The 18337-nt window shown below is 61.9% G+C and carries 17 protein-coding genes; 9 read left to right on the forward strand and 8 right to left on the reverse strand.

Features of this window, described 5'->3' with window-relative positions:
- Positions 1-52: 52 nt before the first annotated feature.
- The 5 genes from VUN82_07790 to VUN82_07810 form a co-directional block, all read right to left on the reverse strand.
- Positions 53-1072 carry a PHP domain-containing protein gene (locus VUN82_07790; GenBank protein XAS73725.1) on the reverse strand — a complete coding sequence of 340 codons (1020 nt, stop codon included), beginning with the start codon at positions 1070-1072 and terminating at the stop codon, positions 53-55.
- Between the two features lie 76 nt (positions 1073-1148).
- The gene (locus tag VUN82_07795) at positions 1149-1739 is read right to left on the reverse strand and encodes a hypothetical protein (GenBank protein XAS73726.1); all 591 of its coding nucleotides are present in this window, start codon (positions 1737-1739) and stop codon (positions 1149-1151) included.
- A gap of 60 nt (positions 1740-1799) precedes the next feature.
- Entirely contained in the window at positions 1800-2207 is a 408-nt protein-coding gene (locus VUN82_07800) for a DUF4383 domain-containing protein (protein XAS73727.1), read from the reverse strand.
- A 129-nt stretch (positions 2208-2336) separates the two neighbouring features.
- Entirely contained in the window at positions 2337-3152 is an 816-nt protein-coding gene (locus VUN82_07805; protein ID XAS73728.1) for a hypothetical protein, read from the reverse strand.
- A 57-nt stretch (positions 3153-3209) separates the two neighbouring features.
- A complete protein-coding gene (locus tag VUN82_07810; protein ID XAS73729.1) occupies positions 3210-3680 on the reverse strand; it encodes an Lrp/AsnC family transcriptional regulator in 471 nt (156 codons plus the stop codon).
- Positions 3681-3874: 194 nt separating this feature from the next.
- Between VUN82_07810 and pdhA the strand changes: the two genes are divergently transcribed.
- The 3 genes from pdhA to VUN82_07825 are packed head-to-tail and all read left to right on the forward strand — an operon-like array spanning position 3875 to position 7529.
- Positions 3875-5044 carry a pyruvate dehydrogenase (acetyl-transferring) E1 component subunit alpha gene (gene pdhA, locus VUN82_07815; protein ID XAS73730.1) on the forward strand — a complete coding sequence of 390 codons (1170 nt, stop codon included), beginning with the start codon at positions 3875-3877 and terminating at the stop codon, positions 5042-5044.
- Positions 5044-6054, forward strand: a complete 1011-nt coding sequence (locus VUN82_07820; protein XAS73731.1) for an alpha-ketoacid dehydrogenase subunit beta — start codon at positions 5044-5046, stop codon at positions 6052-6054. Before pdhA ends, VUN82_07820 begins: the two co-directional genes overlap by 1 nt.
- The gene (locus tag VUN82_07825) at positions 6051-7529 is read left to right on the forward strand and encodes a 2-oxo acid dehydrogenase subunit E2 (protein XAS73732.1); all 1479 of its coding nucleotides are present in this window, start codon (positions 6051-6053) and stop codon (positions 7527-7529) included. Before VUN82_07820 ends, VUN82_07825 begins: the two co-directional genes overlap by 4 nt.
- 104 nt (positions 7530-7633) lie before the next feature.
- On the opposite strand, the gene VUN82_07830 is transcribed toward VUN82_07825, so the two are convergent.
- From VUN82_07830 to VUN82_07840, 3 genes are all read right to left on the reverse strand, one after another.
- Positions 7634-8506: an NAD(P)-dependent oxidoreductase gene (locus VUN82_07830; GenBank protein XAS73733.1), complete on the reverse strand. Its 873-nt coding sequence runs from the start codon at positions 8504-8506 to the stop codon at positions 7634-7636.
- 260 nt (positions 8507-8766) lie between these two features.
- Entirely contained in the window at positions 8767-10455 is a 1689-nt protein-coding gene (locus VUN82_07835) for a DUF222 domain-containing protein (protein ID XAS73734.1), read from the reverse strand.
- A 78-nt stretch (positions 10456-10533) separates the two neighbouring features.
- A complete protein-coding gene (locus tag VUN82_07840) occupies positions 10534-11166 on the reverse strand; it encodes a TetR/AcrR family transcriptional regulator (protein XAS73735.1) in 633 nt (210 codons plus the stop codon).
- Between the two features lie 119 nt (positions 11167-11285).
- Here VUN82_07840 and VUN82_07845 point away from each other — a divergent pair, with 119 nt between their 5' ends.
- From VUN82_07845 to VUN82_07870, 6 genes are read left to right on the forward strand one after another with little or no spacing between them, the layout of a single operon-like run.
- Positions 11286-12896 carry a carboxyl transferase domain-containing protein gene (locus VUN82_07845; protein ID XAS73736.1) on the forward strand — a complete coding sequence of 537 codons (1611 nt, stop codon included), beginning with the start codon at positions 11286-11288 and terminating at the stop codon, positions 12894-12896.
- 2 nt (positions 12897-12898) lie between these two features.
- Positions 12899-15103 carry a biotin carboxylase N-terminal domain-containing protein gene (locus VUN82_07850; GenBank protein XAS73737.1) on the forward strand — a complete coding sequence of 735 codons (2205 nt, stop codon included), beginning with the start codon at positions 12899-12901 and terminating at the stop codon, positions 15101-15103.
- Positions 15100-16263, forward strand: a complete 1164-nt coding sequence (locus tag VUN82_07855; GenBank protein XAS73738.1) for an acyl-CoA dehydrogenase family protein — start codon at positions 15100-15102, stop codon at positions 16261-16263. The genes VUN82_07850 and VUN82_07855 overlap by 4 nt, the downstream gene beginning before the upstream one ends.
- 20 nt (positions 16264-16283) lie before the next feature.
- Positions 16284-17096, forward strand: a complete 813-nt coding sequence (locus tag VUN82_07860; GenBank protein XAS73739.1) for a CoA transferase subunit A — start codon at positions 16284-16286, stop codon at positions 17094-17096.
- Positions 17093-17845 (forward strand): CoA transferase subunit B, encoded by a 753-nt coding sequence (locus VUN82_07865; protein ID XAS73740.1) that lies wholly within the window; start codon positions 17093-17095, stop codon positions 17843-17845. Before VUN82_07860 ends, VUN82_07865 begins: the two co-directional genes overlap by 4 nt.
- Entirely contained in the window at positions 17842-18327 is a 486-nt protein-coding gene (locus VUN82_07870; GenBank protein XAS73741.1) for a MaoC family dehydratase, read from the forward strand. Before VUN82_07865 ends, VUN82_07870 begins: the two co-directional genes overlap by 4 nt.
- The last annotated feature ends 10 nt before the right edge of the window (positions 18328-18337 follow it).

Consider the following 18337-nt stretch of genomic DNA (forward strand, 5'->3'; position numbering starts at 1 on the left):
GGGGGCTCCTTCTGCCAAACGGCGGGGGAGCCCTCGGGCATGCCAGGACTAATCACCTCTTGAGGCTGAGCCATTCCGTCAACTGTTCCAAAGGCCATGTGGTGACGATCCGTTCCTTAGGCACCCCAAGTGCCTCGGCACGTTCGGCGCCATACTGAAGGAAATCGAGTTGGCCAGGGGCATGGGCATCACTGTCAATGCTGAAGAGGCAGCCGGCGTCCAGCGCCATCTTGATCAACGCGTCCGGAGGGTCCTGCCGCTCCGGCCGTGAATTGATTTCGACGGCGACGCCCCACTCGGCACATTCGGTGAAGACCTTCATGGCATCGAATTCGGACTCAGGACGGGTGCCGCGCGATCCTTGAACGAGACGGCCCGTGCAATGCCCCAAGACGTTCGTGTGTGGATCGCTGATTCCGCCAAGCATCCGCTTGGTCATGGTCTTCTTGTCCGAGCGCAGCTTCGAGTGGACACTGGCCACCACCACGTCCAGCCGGTCCAGCATTTCCGGCGTCTGGTCCAGGGTCCCGTCCTCCAGGATGTCCACTTCGATGCCTTTGAGCAGGCGGAAGCCGTCCTGATTAGCATTGATCCCTTCCACCACACCGAGCTGTTTCTCTAGCCGTTCAACGCTGAGGCCATTGGCGATGGTCAGGTTGGGGGAGTGGTCAGTGAGGGCAAGGTATTCACGGCCCAGGGTTTTGGCGGCAGCCACCATGGTCTCAATCGGTGAGCCGCCGTCGGACCAATTGCTGTGGCTGTGCAGATCGCCGCGTAACGCAGCCTTGAGGGTGTCGCCGCCGGACGCCAAGGATTCCGCGCCACGCTCGCGAAGGTCGGCCAGATAATCGGGCACCCTCTCTCCCAGAGCCTGGGTGATGACTTCCCCGCTTCGGTCCCCAACACCTTTCAGGCTCGTGACTCTTCCGTTCCGGACGAGCCTGGCCAACTCGTCGGGCGGAAGCTGCCGAACGGCGTCGGCCGCTTTCCTGAAGGCCTGGACCTTGAAGGTGGGGGCTTGGCCACGTTCCAACCAAAAGGAGATTTCTTCGAGCGCCTCAACGGGATCCATGGCTCCATGATCCACGAACCGGGCGCACCATCAACAGTGGGCAATGTTGATGGTGCGCGGGTTCGGGCGATTGCCACTAGTGGTGGTGGCTTGGAATCTGTGCTGGAGGTGTGCCTTCGGAGGGGGCTTGGCCGTGTTCGCCGTGGGGGACGGCGTGCTGGCCTGCCATGGATGCTGCCAGTCCCGGCGTGGCAACTGACGCAACAACGACGGCGGCCCCGAACGCGGCTGCCAGAAGCCGCCCGGTCCTTGGCAGGCCGTGGGCGCCGCCGTCGTTGGTCTTTTGCTGCCGACCCAGCCAACCGCCTCCGCCAAGTGCCATCAGCGTCAGTCCCAAGGCGGCAAGATGGCTAACGTCAAGCGAGGGTTCCTTAGCCGCCAAATCCCCTGCGACGACGGCGATGTGGGCAGCCGCCGCAACCGCCAGAGCGGGAAAGGCAAGCCGGCGGAAGACAAGGGTGTTGCGGTGCAGCCCCCATAAAGACCACGCCAGGAAAGCGAGTCCAGCTGCCAGGGCAACCGTTCCAGCAACCACCAAGCCAAGCGCGGCAGCTTCTGTCAGGCAGCCAGCCGCAATGGACAGTTCCACCATCCCGGCGGCCATGGCCGCAAAGTAGACGAACAACAACGCGGCCGCGTTCAGTGTGGGGTGATATTTGACTGCCATAGCGCTGTCCTCGGTCTCGATGGTTCCGCGATCAGGGATTCCGTGGGCGGGGTTCCGCGATCAGGCGCGGGCCGAGACGACGACGGCCTTGTCCTGGGACAGGGCGACACCCAGAAGCACAACGGCGCTGGCCAGGTGCAGGACGTTGTCTGCCCCGTTCAGGGCGATGATGTTCAGCGAAGTACCCACGAGGAAAAGGCCGAGGATACCCACCAGCAGATAGACGCCGCCCACCGCGCTGTTAACGGACTTGGAAAGCGTGACGCTGTTCATGCCCGCGTAAAGAAGGGCTGCACCTATGGCCAAGTGAATGACGTTGTGCAGGGGGTTCACCGCGAAGATGATCAGGTTGGCGCCTTCGGTGGCGAAGAACCCGATTCCCGAAGTGACGAAGAATCCGAGCACGCCTACCAAGAGGTATACGGCTCCGAAGATGGTGGCGATCAAGCGATTGGGCGAAGTACGCATTGGTCCGAACCTTCCGGTGATGGCAGGGACTTTCCCGGCCGTCCTGTGGAACCCCGGACGGGGCTCTCAAACAGTGATTCGGACCATGAGCGGATGCGGATGGGTGGAAACTGGATTATTTTTCCGCCGTTATGGACGGAGGCGGATGCTGCTCATTTTGAGATCGTCGGTCCCTTCGAAAACGTACTTGAGATCGATGGTCTTGCCACTGCACTGCAAGGTTCCCGCGATGTCCGCTTTATTATTGCCGTTGTTCGAGTTCACGCTCACCGAGCTGTAATTGGTTTTGCATGAGTCATCAAGTTCCAGGCTGGCAATGCCGTCGATGAAGGACTGCTTATCCAGTTCGTCCTTCAAGGCCTGGTGCAGATAGTTGTCATAAGCCTGCTCTGTTTGCCCTGAAACAACCAGATTGGTGAACTCGTCAGCCAACGATCTTGCCTTCGACGTCGCGCTGCCCACGACATTCACCAGCACCAGGATGCCCACCACGGCCAGGACGATGACTCCTGCCACAATACTCAGGACAATCCAGAGCACCTTCCTGCTCTTGGCCGGCGGTGGAAACTGCTGGCCGTACTGGCCGGGCGCGTACTGGCTCTGCGGGTACTGACCGGGCGGGTACTGGCCTTGCGGGTACGGGTTTTGGTCCGGTGGGTACTGTCCAGGGGCGTTCTGACCTTGGGAGCCCGGGGACGACGGCGGCTGTTGCCACTGCGGTGGAGTTCCGTTCGGTTGGGAGTACCCGGGGCCGGGCGGGACGGGTGGTGGGTTCTGGCCGTATTCGCTTCCACCGTATTGATTTCCGCTGCGCTGTCCGTCGCGACCATTCGGTTCCTGCGGGTTGCTCACTGTAGTGCCCCTTTCGGCAGCCTGCGGCAGCGCCACCACGTAGCCGGAAACCGCTGGCCGGCCCCCGATGCGTCCATCTGAATCAAATCGCACTCACCGTTCCACAGGCAAGGGCCAAAAGGTACTAAACGGCAGGTGAAAGCCGGGGGTTTAGCCTTCAGAGCGCCGACCCAGCAGGGGTTGCACCCGGTACGGAATCATTTCCCGCATCGCCAAGGCAGTGTCGGTGCGGTCAACGCCGTCGCACGCAAGGATCTTGCCGTTGATCCGGTAAAGGTCCTCGGCGTCCAGCGCCACCACCCGCAAGAGCAAGTCGGCTGATCCGGTGAGGCCAAAACCTTCCAGGATCTCCGGGATGTCCGCAAGATCCTTCGCGAGGGAGGCGAGTTTCTGTTGCTGGACATGCACGGTGATGAATGCCGTCAGGGGGTAGCCGAGGGCGACCGGATTGATGCGCCGCTCAAAGGAGAGAAAAGCATGCTTCTTCTCAAGCTGGGCCATGCGTGCCTGGACGGTATTGCGGGACAGGCCAAGTCTCTGGGCGAGGGCCACAACGGTCCCTCTGGGATCCTTTGCCATCGCTGAAAGGAGCCGGGTGTCAGTGCCATCCAAAGGTTGCATAATGCGCAAGATTAGCACGGCCTGGCCGCTGCCAACATGGCAGAATGCTCAAGTTTTTCATCGGTAGTTGTACCCCATGCGTCTTGTGAGTAGGGTCACAATTAACGCTGGCGAAGGAGCCAGGGGGTCGGTCTGTGCTTGGATCACAAGTCCATCAGGGCCGACAAAACCTAGCCGGAAGGTTGCGATCACCTGTGTTGACGGATAAGGCGGGCAAGGGAGTGCAATATGACGCTCCGCGCCCCGGACAAAGTGCACATAATCCTTTGCGGACGGGGGGCAACCTCCTGCAGTTGGTGTCGCCGGAAGGCGAACGGATCAGCCACCCGGAATTTGATCTCTGGATCAAGGACATCGGCGATGAGCAATTGGGCTCCTTGTTGGAGGACATGACAGTCATCCGCCGCATCGATACCGAAGCCACAGCCCTCCAGCGGCAGGGAGAACTGGCCCTCTGGCCGCCGCTGCTGGGACAGGAAGCAGCCCAGATCGGTTCAAGCCGTTCCTTGCGCGACGACGACTTTGTTTTCCCCAGCTACCGTGAGAGCGGCGTCGCGTACATCCGTGGAGCCCATGTCTCTGAGATCGCCCAGGTTTGGCGCGGAAATGCCCTGTACTCCTGGGATCCAAAGCGAATCAACATGGCGACGCCCCAAATCATCATTGGTTCCCAGAGCCTCCACGCCACCGGTTACGCCATGGGCGTCCAGCTGGACGGCGCCAGCACGGCAGTACTTGCCTACTTCGGGGATGGCGCCACGAGCGAAGGCGACGTGAGCGAGGCCATGGTGTTTGCCGCGAGTTACCAGGCGCCTGTGGTGTTTTTCTGCCAGAACAATCACTGGGCCATTTCCGAACCCGTCCGCGTGCAGTCCCACGTCCAATTGGCCGACAGGCCTACAGGGTTCGGCATCCCCAGCCTGCGCGTTGATGGAAACGATGTCCTCGCCGTCATGGCCGCTACCCGTTGGGCTTTGGATCGCGCCCGTAGCGGTGGTGGGCCAACGTTTATCGAAGCGGTCACCTACCGCATGGGTCCGCACACTACTGCCGATGATCCCACGCGGTACCGGGACCCGAACGAGCTGGAGGACTGGGCTGCCAAGGATCCTATTCTCCGCTTGCGGAGGCTCCTTGACGCCAAGGGCCTGCTCACCGAAGATCTTGAGAGCAGAGTCAAAGCCAAGGCCGACGCCGTTGCAGCCGAACTCCGTACCAGCTGCGTTAACATGCCTGATCCGCAGCCGTTGGACGTCTTTAACCACGTTTACAGCACACCCAATTCCTGGATTGAACGCCAGAAGGATCAATATTCGCGCTACCTGAACAGTTTCAACCAGCCGGTCGAGGAAGGTGCACTCTGATGTCCAAGCTCACGTTTGCCCGGGCTATCAATGCCGGCCTCCGCAAGTCCCTGGAAAACGATCCCAAAGTCATCCTCATGGGCGAGGATATTGGTTCCCTCGGTGGTGTTTTCCGAGTCACCGACGGACTCCAGAAGGACTTTGGAAAGCACCGTGTGATTGATACGCCCCTGGCCGAGTCCGGCATCATCGGAACCGCAGTGGGCCTGGCCTACCGGGGCTACCGCCCAGTGTGCGAGATCCAGTTCGACGGCTTCATCTATCCTGCTTTCGATCAGATCGTCAGCCAGGTGGCCAAGATGCACTACCGGACCCAGGGGCGGGTCAAGATGCCCATCACCATCCGCGTTCCTTTCGGTGGAGGCATTGGCTCGCCGGAGCACCACTCGGAATCGCCGGAAGCATACTTCACTCACACCTCAGGACTTCGGGTAGTGGCGGTGTCCAACCCTCAGGACGCCTACACCATGATCCAGCAGGCCATTGCCTCGGATGATCCTGTTCTCTATTTCGAACCCAAGCGCCGCTACCACGACAAAGGTGACGTCGACGAGTCCATGGACCTCTCCAAAGCGATGCCATTGGACAAGGCAGCTGTGGTCAACGCCGGTTCGGACGTCACCCTGGTGGCTTACGGCCCTCTGGTTAAAACCGCCAAGGATGCGGCCCAGGCTGCGGCTGATGAAGGAGTCTCCGTGGAAGTCATCGACCTGCGCTCGTTGGCTCCCGTTGACTACCCGGTGGTGGAAGCATCCGTGCGCAAGACGGGCCGTCTGGTCATCACGCACGAGGCCGGACAATCCGGTGGCCTCGGAGCGGAGATTGCGGCCAGCATTACTGAGCGCTGCTTCAACTACCTGGAGTCCGCCCCCGTCCGGATTACCGGCTTCGACGTTCCCTACCCCTACTCGAAGCTTGAAATGCACCATCTCCCGGATCTGGACAGGATTCTGGATGGCGTGGACCGCACCTTGGGCCGCCCCAACTCCCTGAGTGGACTGGAAGGATGACCACCACCATGATCAAGGAATTCAGGCTGCCGGACCTTGGCGAAGGCCTGACCGAGTCGGAAATCCTGAGCTGGAAGGTCGCAGTGGGGGACACCGTCACCCTCAATCAGGTCATTGCGGAGGTGGAGACGGCCAAGGCCGTCGTCGAGCTGCCGTCGCCTTTCGCCGGCGTCGTAGCGGCCCTGCACGAGCAACCCGGTTCCGTGGTGGAGGTCGGTAAACCGATCGTCTCCTTCGAAGTGGACGACGCCGGGGCCTCCAATGGGGGCAACGGACCGGCCGCTGGCGATCAGGCTGTCAGCGAACCGAAGTCCACCAGCGAACCTGCATCAGACGGGGGATCTGAATCGAAGAGCCGATCCGGATCGAACGGCGGGTCGCAACCAGTCGAGGCGAGCGGGGCGGCCGCAAGTCCCGCCAAACGTGAGCCGAATCTGGTGGGGTATGGCGCCGTCGTCGAGCACACCGGACGGCCGACGCGCCGGGTCCGTGCCAACGTCCAACCCGTCCAAACAGAAACCGTCCAAGCCGAAACGCCGCAGGCTCGCCCCGCGGAAGTGGCGCGTGAGTCAACCCCTCACCCTGACGCAGCCACGGCTGAGCGTCCACGTTCCACACCGCCGGTCCGTAAGCTGGCGCGCGATCTCGGGATTGACCTGCAGTTGGTTCGCGGAACTGGTCCGGGAGGACTGATCACGCGAGAAGACGTCCAGAACTTCACGGATGAAGCGGAAGCCGCAAACGCAGCACTGGCGGAGCCCGCAGCGACCGGCGAGCGTGAAACGCGCTTGCCTATCAAGGGTGTCCGGAAGTTCACTGCGGCCGCCATGGTGCAGAGCGCATTCACCGCGCCGCACGTGACGGAATTCCTGACGATCGATGTCACAGCGACCATGGAATTGCTGGCGCGGCTTCGGGCCAGCAAAGCGTTCGAAGGCTACAAGCTCACCCCGCTCACGATCGCGGCCAAGGCGGTCCTGATAGCGCTACGGAACAACCCAACGTTGAACTCGCGGTGGGACGAGGCGCGCCAGGAGATCATCCAGTACAACTACGTCAACCTTGGCATCGCGGCTGCTACGCCCCGGGGCCTGACGGTACCGAACATTAAGGATGCCGATCGCCTGACCCTACGGGAACTTGCTACGGCGTTGTCGGAACTCACAGATACGGCACGTGCAGGCAAGACGTCTCCATCAGACCTCTCGGGCGGCACCATCTCCATCACCAACATCGGAGTATTTGGGATCGACGCCGGAACGCCCATCCTGAATCCGGGCGAGGCTGCCATCGTGGCCTTGGGTGCTGTGCGGAAGGCGCCGTGGGTGGTGGATGATGAGATCGCCGTGCGGCAGGTGATGTCCCTGAGCTTGTCCTTCGACCACCGCGTTGTGGATGGCGAACAGGGCTCACGCTTCCTGGCGGACCTTGGCGCTATCCTGTCCGATCCCGCCATGGTGTTGACTATGGTCTAGCTTCACGAATGTATGAAGCTGCGCCGACCCACCCCTTTACGAGTGCTTGCAGGAAACTGCGGCTAAGGGGTGGGTCGTCGCGCGTTCAGTCTTCTGTTGTGCGTTCAGTCTTCTGTGGGGGTGGTCCGATTGGAGTGGACGTCGCGCCAGCTGTGTTCCGGCTCGAAGCCCAGGAGCCTGCGGGCTTTGTCGATGGACAGCATGGTTTCATGCTGGCCCAGTTCCTTGACAACCTCGACGCCGGGAAAGACTTCCGAAGCGAGCTCGGCGCTGCTTCGGCTCATCACGGTGTCGGAAGCGGCGATGATGAAGGTCTCGAAACCGGGTGCACCTTTCTCCAGGGCGCGGACAACGGCCTGGGCGCCGTCTCGGGCATCGATGTAGCCCCAGAGATTCCACTTGCGCAGGGTGGCCTCCGAGTCAAAGGACGGGAAGGCGTCGTAGTCTTCGGGGTCCATCACGTTGGAGAATCTTAGTGCGGTGATGCTCAACGCCGGGTCCCAGCGCGTGAGCTGGATGGCCATCTGCTCCTCGAGGTGTTTCACGAGGGAGTACGTGCTTTCAGGCCGCGCCGCGTACTCCTCATCCACGGGAATGTAGGGAGGGTCGATGTCGAAGGGGAGTCCCAGGACCGTCTCGCTGGAGGCATAAACCACCTTCTTGATGCCCGCTCGCCGCGCTGCCTGAAAGACGTTGTAGGTGGAGAGCATGTTGTTTTCAAAAATTGCGGCGTCCGGAGCCAACCCTGGTGCGGGGATGGCAGCCAAATGGACGATGGCGTCCAAGCCGCTGTGTTGGTCGTCCAAGCCGAGGACGACGTCCAGGACCTGTCCATAATTGCGAAGGTCCACGTTTACATAGCCGCGACCCCTCTTGCCTGCGCGGTCAATGTTGAGCACGTTGTGGCCATCCTGCGTCAGCCGGCGGACCACGCTCCTGCCCAGTTTTCCGCTTCCGCCGGTTACGGCAATCCTCATGGTGTGCTCCTCGATAGTGGCTGGTGCCAACCCAGTGGCTTTATGGATTCAGTATGGGTTCGAGCTTCAGCCTAGGCTCCACTACCTCCCCGCACAGCCCCTGAAACTGGCCCTGTGAGTCCTAGGAATACTGGAACGGCCCAAGAACATACGCGCGCAGGCATCCGGCACACTTCCGCATACCCACGGCACCGCGCTGGCGCACTTCGGCATACCCGCGGCACCGCGCTGGCCGCACCCCGCATCATTGTCGGGCAGGTCTATGTTCTCTGGGGTGTGTGGTGGTGGTTGCGTCGGGGTGTTTGTTTGGGGTCGATGTGTGGTGGTGGGGTGAACCAGGGCACGCCGGTGGTCATGTCGATCCGCCACTGTTCTTTGTGGATGACGCCGTGGTGGTGGCTGCAGAGCAGGGTGCCGTTCTCGGTTCCTGTGGTGCCGCCGTGTGACCAGTAGGTGATGTGGTGGGCTTCGCACCAGGGAGCGGGCATGGTGCAGTCGGGGAACGCGCAGCCGCCGTCGCGGGCGGTGATGGCTTTGCGGATGTGCGGTGGGAAGATCCGGGTGGTGCGGCCGATGTCCAGGACGCGGGAGTCGCTGCCGAGCAGGACGGGGAGGATATCGGCGTCGCAAGCGATTTTGCGGATGGTGTTGGGGTGCATCGGACCCAGGAACGTTGCTGTGCCGGTGCTGAGTCGTTGGTGGTCGGTGCGTCGTTCGAAGAGGTCGCGTTCGTCGATGGTGGCCGTGACTTGGGGGCGGAGTCCGCCGTTGGCTGGCAGTTTCCCGGTGGTCATCGCGACGGCACAGGCTCCGACGAGTCCGTCGAGGAGTTTCATGGGGCGGGAACGCCGGTCCAGATCCGGTCCGGTGGGATTACTATCCGTGGTGAGTCGGGGGTTGGTGGCGACGTTCATGGCGGTGGTGAGGGTTTCGTATTGTTCGGCGGTGGCGAAGATTTCGATGTGGTGCAGCCCGTGGCGGCGTCGGCGGCGGAAGAACGCGCCTTGGAGTTGGCGGAGGATTTCCTCGCTGGGTTCGGGACCGTCTTGGTCGATCGAATCGACCCAGCGTTTGGCTATTTTGGTGACGAAGTCCGGGTCGGATTCAATGGCTGTGGCGGTGAGGGCGTGTTCCATCCGGGTGAGCGTGTCTTCGTCGGTGAGCAGCCGGACTTTTTCCAGAGCGCTGCTGATGATCGTAGCGGACCGGGAAGGCACCAGCGCTGAGGAGAGGGCTTCGGCCAGCACTTCGCGCCGGGCCGGGATCTCCTGCCCGGCCATTCCGGTCTGCGGAAGGACGTCGGGTGCGAGGGCGAGCCTGCGCCGGGCTTCCCCGATGCTGATCCGCAACCGGGCCCGAAGGAACTCAGCGGCATTCCGGTACCCGTCATCCAGGAAGCTGGCCGTGCCCGTAACCGTCGCACGCGTGGCTGGTTCAGTCCAACCGGTCCGCCACTCCGGCGCGCTAGCCGAGGACCCCGGCGACGCTTGTTGTGCTTCCTTCCGGGTCCTTTCCACCGCTTGCGCCGCGACAACCTGCAAGTACTCCAACGACCGGGAGATCTCCTCGATCCTGCCGGCAAAGTCAGCGGCCTCAACAAACCCAAACAGCCGCGCCGCATCGGCTGCTGCAGTCAACCGCAAGGGGTCCAGAAGAGCCGCGCCGTCCTCAAGAAGAGCCGCCACGTCCCGTCCGGTAGCCGCAGGTTTGGGATACCTATTTTCGAAATGGGGGCTCGGCTGGGCAAGCCCGGCTCTGTTGCCCAGGCCGGCTCTGTTGCCCAGCCCGTGGAAATGGCCGATCGAGATGATGGGCGCCGTCGAATCCTTGAACCCGGCCCTGACCAAGTCCGGCATGCTCAAGAAGCGCTGTGACCGGGCAGCGGCCAGGGCAGCAACAACAGGGGACGATCCCGTCCGAAGTGCCGTTAGCTGCCCCATATCTTCCATGATCAAATCATTTCATCGGGGTCCGACATTTTAAGAGGAACCTGGAAGACAGCTCCAACCTCCCGGCAAAACCAACAATCAGGCTGAGGTCAGCGCAGCCAGGGCCATCTGCTCCAGAATGGGCCTGGCAGACTTCACAGCGATCCTCCGTCCGTGATGGCGGACGGAGTGGGGCGTGGAATTGATCAGGCCAAAGGCTGCGTGTGCCCGGACACGGAGGCCGGCGACATCTGCGCCGTGGTGGATGCGAGCCAGGACGTCTACCCACGTTTCAACGTAGGTGCGTTGCAAGGATCGGACTTCGGCTTGGTCGGCGCTGCTGAGGCTCCCGAAGTCGCGATCCTGGACGCGGATGACGTCCGGGTTGCTCAGCGCAAAGTCCACCTGGAACTGGATCAAGCCCTTCAGCGCCTCCATGGGATTCTCCGCTTCCGTGACCACGCGGAGGCCGCCGTCGAGCAGGTCGCGGCTGACGCTGAGGAGGAGCTCGCCGAGGACGGCCTGCTTACCGGGGAAGTGCCGGTACACGGCGGGACCGCTGACGCCTGCGGCCGCACCAAGATCCTCAAGCGAAACCCTGTTGAAGCCATTCTCTGCGAAGAGTCCCGCCGCCGCTGAAAGCAATGCCAGCCTGCGGAGTTCCTTGGCCTGGCCCCGCTGGGTTGCTGCGGCTGGGCTGCGGACAGTGCCTGTTTCCGGGCCTCCGGTCACGTTCTCCTCCTCCTAGGCGTGCAACTGTGCTGGACATCACAGTTAATAAAGACTAACCTAAATTTCAGTTACGTGGCACTAACCGAAATGGCCTGGGGCCGGGAATGGAACAGTGGTCAATGGAGACAATCGCCAGCTTGGCAGGACCCAACAGCGGCACCTTTGAAGCCAATCAGGAAGCGCAGCTGGCCCTCGTAGGAGAACTGAAGGAAAGGCTTGCCACAGCAGCCCTTGGGGGGCCCGCGAAATCCAGGGAGCGGCACGTCGCCCGTGGCAAACTGTTGCCCCGCCAGCGCATTGACTACCTCCTGGACGAGGGCAGCCCGTTCCTTGAGATAGCACCCTTGGCCGCCAATGGCATGTACAACGATGATTCGCCGGGCGCAGGAGTGATTGCCGGTATTGGGTTGGTCCATGGCCGGCACGTCCTTGTGATTTCCAACGATGCCACGGTCAAGGGCGGCACGTACTACCCCATGACGGTCAAGAAGCATCTAAGGGCCCAGGAAATTGCCCTGGAAAACAACCTTCCATGCATCTACCTCGTGGATTCCGGGGGAGCGTTCCTGCCCAAGCAGGATGAGGTGTTCCCCGACAAAGAGCACTTTGGCCGGATCTTCTACAACCAGGCGCGCATGTCCGCAGCGAAGATCCCTCAAATCGCCTCGGTGATGGGTTCATGCACGGCCGGCGGAGCATATGTGCCGGCCATGAGTGACGAGACAGTGATTGTCCGCAACCAGGGCACTATCTTCCTCGGCGGCCCCCCACTGGTGAAGGCAGCGATTGGCGAGATTGTCACCGCTGAAGAACTAGGTGGCGGCGAGGTGCACTCTAGGATTTCCGGAGTTACGGACCACCTGGCCGAAAACGATCAGCACGCGCTGGAGATCGTCCGGGACATCGTCGGGACGTTGCCCAAGCCAGCCCCACCGGCGTGGGACGTGCTCGACGTCGTCCTGCCGCCCGTCGTCGACCCCTCCGGGATTTATGGCGTGGTCCCCACAGACGTCAACGCCCAGTACGATGTCCGCGAAGTCATCGCCCGGCTCGTGGACGGATCCCAATTCCATGAGTTCAAGAAGAACTACGGCACCACGCTGGTGACTGGATTCGCTCATCTCCATGGACACCCTGTTGGCATCGTGGCCAACAACGGGGTCCTGTTCAGTGAGTCCTCGCTCAAGGGCGCCCACTTCATCGAACTCTGCGATCAGCGCGGGATCCCGCTGATCTTCCTGCAGAACCTCTCCGGTTTCATGGTGGGCAAAGACTACGAGCAAGGCGGCATTGCCAAAAACGGCGCAAAGATGGTGACCGCCGTCGCAACGGCGAGGGTACCCAAGCTGACAGTTGTCATCGGCGGCTCTTTCGGCGCCGGAAACTACTCCATGTGCGGGCGTGCCTACTCGCCGCGTTTCCTGTGGATGTGGCCCGCTGCCCGTATTTCGGTAATGGGCGGAAGCCAGGCATCCAGTGTCCTTGCAACGGTCAAACGGGACCAGTACGAGGCCGCTGGCCAGGAATGGTCCGCCGAGGAAGAGGAGGCCTTCAAAGCTCCCATTAAGCAGCAGTACGAGGAACAAGGCAGCCCCTATTACTCCACCGCCCGGCTTTGGGATGACGGCATCATCGATCCCGCAGACACCCGACGGGTCCTGGGCATGGCTTTGGACGTCGTCTCCCGCCAGCAACTGCCCGAGACCTCCTTCGGCCTCTTCAGGATGTGACCATGACTCTGCCAACCACCACAGCATCAGCCGCCACCGTGGCGTCCCGTCCGTTCAGCGCCGTCCTCGTTGCCAACCGTGGTGAGATCGCTTGCCGCGTGATCCGAACCCTCCGGGACATGGGCATCCGCTCCATTGCCGTCTATTCGGACGCGGACAAGCATGCCAAGCACGTGGCGCTTGCCGATACCGCAGTGGCAATCGGGGGGACGGCGCCCTCGGAGAGCTACTTGAAAATCGACGCCATCATCGATGCCTGTCGCCGCAGCGGTGCGGTGGCAGTCCATCCTGGCTACGGCTTCCTGTCCGAGAATGTGGAGTTCGCCAAAGCCCTTGACGTGGCGGGGATAACGTTCATCGGACCGGGCGTCGACGCGATCGAGGTCATGGGTGACAAGATTCGTTCCAAGAATCACGTCATGGCCTACGACGTCCCCTGCGTACCCGGAATCGCGGTCCCCGGTCTCACCGATCAGGAACTGATCGACGCTGCGCCCTCGGTAGGTTTTCCTTTGCTCATCAAGCCCTCGGCAGGCGGCGGCGGCAAGGGGATGCACATCGTTCAGCGGCCCGAAGACATGGCTGCCACACTGCAGACCGCACGGCGTGTGGCAGCTTCGGCGTTCGGGGATGACACCCTTTTCCTGGAACGGCTCATCAAGGCACCCCGCCACATCGAGGTCCAGGTCCTCGCTGACAACCACGGCAACGTCATCCATCTGGGCGAGCGCGAATGTTCCCTTCAACGCCGCCATCAGAAAGTTATTGAGGAAGCTCCTTCAGCACTCTTTGAGTCGCTGGCGGACGGCCCGGCCGAACGGGCACGCATTGGAGAGGCAGCTTGCAACGCAGCACGTTCGGTCAAATACAGTGGTGCCGGCACGGTGGAATTTTTGGTGTCCGACGAACATCCCGATGAGTTCTTCTTCATGGAGATGAACACGCGCTTGCAGGTGGAGCACCCCGTCACCGAAATGGTCACAGGGATAGACCTCGTTGAATGGCAGGTGCGGATCGCCGCCGGTGAGGTACTCACCGTTGCGCAGTCCGACGTCGTTCTTGACGGCCACGCCGTAGAGGCACGCGTGTATGCCGAAGTACCGGAGCGGAACTTCATGCCCTCGATGGGGCGCGTCGTGGCGCTCGCCGAGAATGGCGGGACGGATCCCAAGGTGCTTGGCCAGCAACGCTCCCGCGCGAACGTCCGGATCGACTCCGCGATGCGCGAGGACCTTGAGATCACCGGCGACTACGATCCCATGCTGGCCAAAGTCATCGCGTGGGGCGAAAACCGCGCTGCTGCCCTGGACACCTTGGACGCCGCCCTGGGCAGGTACACCCTGCTGGGCTTGGACACGAACGTGGAATATCTCCAGCTGCTGATCAATGATCCTGACGTCCGCGCCGGCCACCTGGACACGGGGCTGATCGAACGCAAGCTGCCGTCCATGGAGTTCAGGCACGCAGGCGCCAACGAATTGATCGCTGCCTCCCTGACGCTGTGGCTTGAAAACAAAGCGCTGTGGCTCGAAAAGAAGGCAAACGCTGGGGCTGCTGCCCATGCCGGCAACGCCTGGAGCTCGCTTGATTCCTGGCGCATTGGCGCCCGCGGCGCCTGGAGTGCCACGTTCGGACTGCCGGGTGGCGGCACCTCCACCGTTGCTTTGACGGAGGACTCCGGCACCTTCTCGGCAGTTATCGACGGCGGCCCTGACGCGGGCCGTTCGGCCAAAGTCAACGCCGTGGAACGGACCGGGGACGGCATCGTCCTGGAGATCGACGGCGGCCGGGTCACCTATGCGGCGGGGCTGCCACCAGCCGAGGCGAACGGAATCCGGGCGATCTACCTTGGCAAGGATGGCTGGTCCTGCCGCCTGGAAGTCCTGGACCGCACCGAACGTCTCCGGAGGATGCTGGCAGGCATCCAGCGCGAAGAAGGTGCGGCAGACCCGGAGGTGCGCTCGCCGATGCCGGGAACGGTGGTTTCGGTGGCAGTGGCCAACGGAGACATGGTCCAAGAGGGGCAGCCACTCCTCTCGGTCGAAGCCATGAAAATGGAACACCAATTGGTGGCATCGGTTGCCGGAACCGTCCACCTCACCAGCAAACGGGGCGACCTGGTCAAAGCCGACCAAGTGCTCGCCACTATTCACGCAGCAGACCCTCTTGAAGGACCCGCAGAAACAGACAAGGATCTCCAGCCATGAGCAGTTTTGACCTTAACGAGGAATACCAGGACCTCAGTGATTCCGTCCGTGAATTCGCCGATGAAGTGGTGGCACCCGTATCTGCCAAGCACGATGAAGAACACAGCTTCCCCTATGAAGTGGTCAAGCAGATGGGGGAGATGGGCCTGTTCGGCCTGCCGTTCCCGGAGGAGTTCGGTGGAATGGGCGGGGACTACTTTGCCTTGGCGCTGGCTTTGGAGCAGTTGGGCCGGGTGGACCAGTCCGTGGCAATTACGCTTGAGGCCGGCGTGTCCCTGGGCGCCATGCCCGTGCACCGTTTCGGCACGCAGGAACAGAAGGAGCGTTGGCTTCCCGAGCTGGCATCCGGACGGTCCTTGGCCGGATTCGGGTTGACCGAGCGTGAGGCCGGTTCCGATGCGGGCGGCACCAAGACACACGCCCACGTGGACAACGGCGAATGGGTCATCAACGGCAACAAGGAGTTCATCACGAACTCCGGCACGGACATCACCACTTTGGTGACCGTCACTGCCGTCACCGGTAAGACGGAAAACCCCGATGGCAGCGCCAAGAAAGAAATATCCACCATCCTGGTGCCCACCGAAACCCCGGGCTTCAAGGCCGAGAAGGCCTACAACAAGGTGGGCTGGAACGCGTCGGACACGCATCCACTGACTTTGGACAACGTCCGGGTTCCTGAAGCGAACCTCCTGGGCCAGCGGGGCAGGGGATATGCCAACTTCCTGTCCATTCTTGACGAGGGGCGGATTGCCATTGCCGCCTTGGGCACGGGCGCGGCCCAGGGTTGCGTGGATCTTTCGGTGAAGTATGCCAAGGAACGTAGCGCCTTTGGCCAGAACATCGGCAAATACCAGGCCATCCAATTCAAGATCGCAAGGATGCAGGCGAGGGCCCATACGGCCCGTTTGGCCTATTACGATGCAGCAGCGAGGATGCTGGCCGGCAAGCCGTTCAAGACTGAAGCGGCCATCGCTAAGATGGTCGCAGGCGAGGCTGCCATGGACAACGCACGGGACGCCACCCAGGTGTTCGGTGGCTATGGCTTCATCAACGAATTCACAGTGGCACGCCATTACCGCGATTCCAAGATTCTGGAAGTCGGGGAGGGAACCACTGAGGTCCAGTTGATGCTCATCGCCCGCGAGCTGGGTCTGTAACCGTAGGGGAAGGATCAAGGATGATTGACAAGGTTGTTGCCAGCGCCGCGGAAGCGGTGAAGGACATCCCGGACGGCGCCTCGCTCGCCGTCGGCGGTTTTGGCTTATGCGGCATCCCCGTATCGCTGATCGACGCGCTCCACAGCCAAGGCACCACGGACCTGGAGACCGTCAGCAACAACTGTGGCGTGGACGATTGGGGCCTTGGAATCCTCCTCAAGGATGGGCGAATCCGACGCACCATCAGCTCCTACGTGGGTGAGAACAAGGAGTTTGCCAGGCAGTACCTCGCGGGCGAACTGGAAGTGGTCCTAACCCCGCAGGGAACCCTCGCCGAGAAATTGCGCGCAGGCGGCGCCGGTATTCCCGCCTTTTACACGAAGGCCGGCGTGGGAACCCAGGTCTCCGAGGGCGGCTTGCCGCAAAAGTACGACGCCGAAGGGAACGTTGCGATCGCCTCCGAACCCAAGGAGGTGCGGACCTTCAAGGACGCCGACTACGTGTTGGAAGAATCGCTGACGCCGGACTTCGGGCTGGTCCATGCGTGGAAGGGCGACCGCCACGGCAATCTCGTTTTCCATGCAACAGCCATGAACTTCAACCCCCTGTGTGCCATGGCCGCCAAGACAACCATCGCCGAAGTCGAGGAACTCGTGGAAGCCGGTGAGCTGGACCCGGAACACATCCATACGCCCGGCATTTTCGTGCAAAGGGTGGTTGTGGCTCCCACAACGGAGAAACGGATTGAGAAACGGACGGTGGCTCTGACCACCAGCCAGGCAAGCAGCCAAGCACCCAGCCAAGCAACCAGCCAGGCAGGAGCAGCACAGTGAGTGACAACTCGTACCACGACATCCCGCCCCGTCCAGAAGCCGTGCGGCACGAGTACCGCCGTGCCGACGTCGACCATCACGAAGCCAAAGGCTGGAACCGCAACGAACTTGCCGCACGCGTGGCCCAGGAACTCACGAACGGCCAGTACGTGAATCTGGGGATTGGGATGCCCACCCTGATTCCCAACTACATTCCCGCAGGTGTGGAAGTGATCCTCCATTCCGAGAACGGCATCCTGGGCGTCGGACCTTATCCGGCCGAGGACCAGGTTGATCCGGACCTCATCAACGCCGGCAAGGAAACTGTCACCATCAAACCGGGCGCTGCGTTCTTCGATTCGGCCTCGTCCTTCGGCATGATCCGCGGCGGCCACGTGGATGTCGCCGTTCTGGGTGCTATGGAAGTGGCAGCCAACGGCGATCTTGCCAACTGGATGATCCCCGGAAAGATGGTCAAGGGCATGGGTGGGGCCATGGACCTCGTGTTCGGCGCCAAGAAGGTGATCGTCATGATGGAGCATGTGGACCGCAACGGCAGGCCCAAGATCGTCAAGGACTGCTCCCTGCCCCTGACGGGCAAGGGCTGCGTGGACCGGATCATCACCGACCTTGCCGTGATCGACGTCGTCAAGGACGAGGGGGAACCGCGGCTGGTCCTTCGCGAGCTGGCTCCCAACGTCACTTTGGACGAGGTCGTGGCTGCCACCGGAGCTGAACTCTTCGAAGAGGACCAGGAACTCACCGTATGACGCGGGTTGTTGAGCAGCGTGGACTGTACTTCGATGAGCTTGAAGAGGGCGTGATCTACGCCCACAAACCCGGACGAACAGTCACGGAGACGGACAACGTCCTGTTCACTACCTTGACCATGAACACCCAGGCGCTGCATCTGGACGCAGCATGGAGTTCAACGCAGCCATTCGGGCAGCGGCTGATGAATTCCATGTTCACCTTGTCCACAATGGTGGGGCAGTCGGTGACCCAGTTGACGCAGGGCACCATCATCGCCCAGCTGGGCTTGACGGATGTCGCCTTTCCCCACCCGCTCTATCACGGGGATACCCTGTACACGGAAACGGTGATCACTGCCAAACGGTTGTCGTCCTCGCGTCCGGGCCAGGGTGTGGTGACCATGCAACATACTGGCAGGAACCAGGACGGAGTGGTGGTGGCGCTTGCCACGCGGACCTGCCTGATGTGGACCCAGGAAGCATACGCCGCACAGTCCTAGGCCGTTTCCG

The sequence above is a fragment of the Micrococcaceae bacterium Sec5.1 genome, assembly GCA_039636795.1.
Classification (GTDB): domain Bacteria; phylum Actinomycetota; class Actinomycetes; order Actinomycetales; family Micrococcaceae; genus Arthrobacter.

What these genes read in the sequence shown, in the direction of transcription:
- VUN82_07790 (XAS73725.1), bottom strand. Translation starts at nt 1,072, where the DNA reads ATGGATCCCGTTGAGGCGCTCGAAGAAATCTCCTTTTGGTTGGAACGT.
- VUN82_07795 (XAS73726.1), bottom strand. Translation starts at nt 1,739, where the DNA reads ATGGCAGTCAAATATCACCCCACACTGAACGCGGCCGCGTTGTTGTTC.
- VUN82_07800 (XAS73727.1), bottom strand. Translation starts at nt 2,207, where the DNA reads ATGCGTACTTCGCCCAATCGCTTGATCGCCACCATCTTCGGAGCCGTA.
- VUN82_07810 (XAS73729.1), bottom strand. Translation starts at nt 3,680, where the DNA reads ATGCAACCTTTGGATGGCACTGACACCCGGCTCCTTTCAGCGATGGCA.
- VUN82_07820 (XAS73731.1), top strand. Translation starts at nt 5,044, where the DNA reads ATGTCCAAGCTCACGTTTGCCCGGGCTATCAATGCCGGCCTCCGCAAG.
- VUN82_07825 (XAS73732.1), top strand. Translation starts at nt 6,051, where the DNA reads ATGACCACCACCATGATCAAGGAATTCAGGCTGCCGGACCTTGGCGAA.
- VUN82_07830 (XAS73733.1), bottom strand. Translation starts at nt 8,506, where the DNA reads ATGAGGATTGCCGTAACCGGCGGAAGCGGAAAACTGGGCAGGAGCGTG.
- VUN82_07835 (XAS73734.1), bottom strand. Translation starts at nt 10,455, where the DNA reads ATGGAAGATATGGGGCAGCTAACGGCACTTCGGACGGGATCGTCCCCT.
- VUN82_07845 (XAS73736.1), top strand. Translation starts at nt 11,286, where the DNA reads ATGGAGACAATCGCCAGCTTGGCAGGACCCAACAGCGGCACCTTTGAA.
- VUN82_07850 (XAS73737.1), top strand. Translation starts at nt 12,899, where the DNA reads ATGACTCTGCCAACCACCACAGCATCAGCCGCCACCGTGGCGTCCCGT.
- VUN82_07855 (XAS73738.1), top strand. Translation starts at nt 15,100, where the DNA reads ATGAGCAGTTTTGACCTTAACGAGGAATACCAGGACCTCAGTGATTCC.
- VUN82_07860 (XAS73739.1), top strand. Translation starts at nt 16,284, where the DNA reads ATGATTGACAAGGTTGTTGCCAGCGCCGCGGAAGCGGTGAAGGACATC.
- VUN82_07870 (XAS73741.1), top strand. Translation starts at nt 17,842, where the DNA reads ATGACGCGGGTTGTTGAGCAGCGTGGACTGTACTTCGATGAGCTTGAA.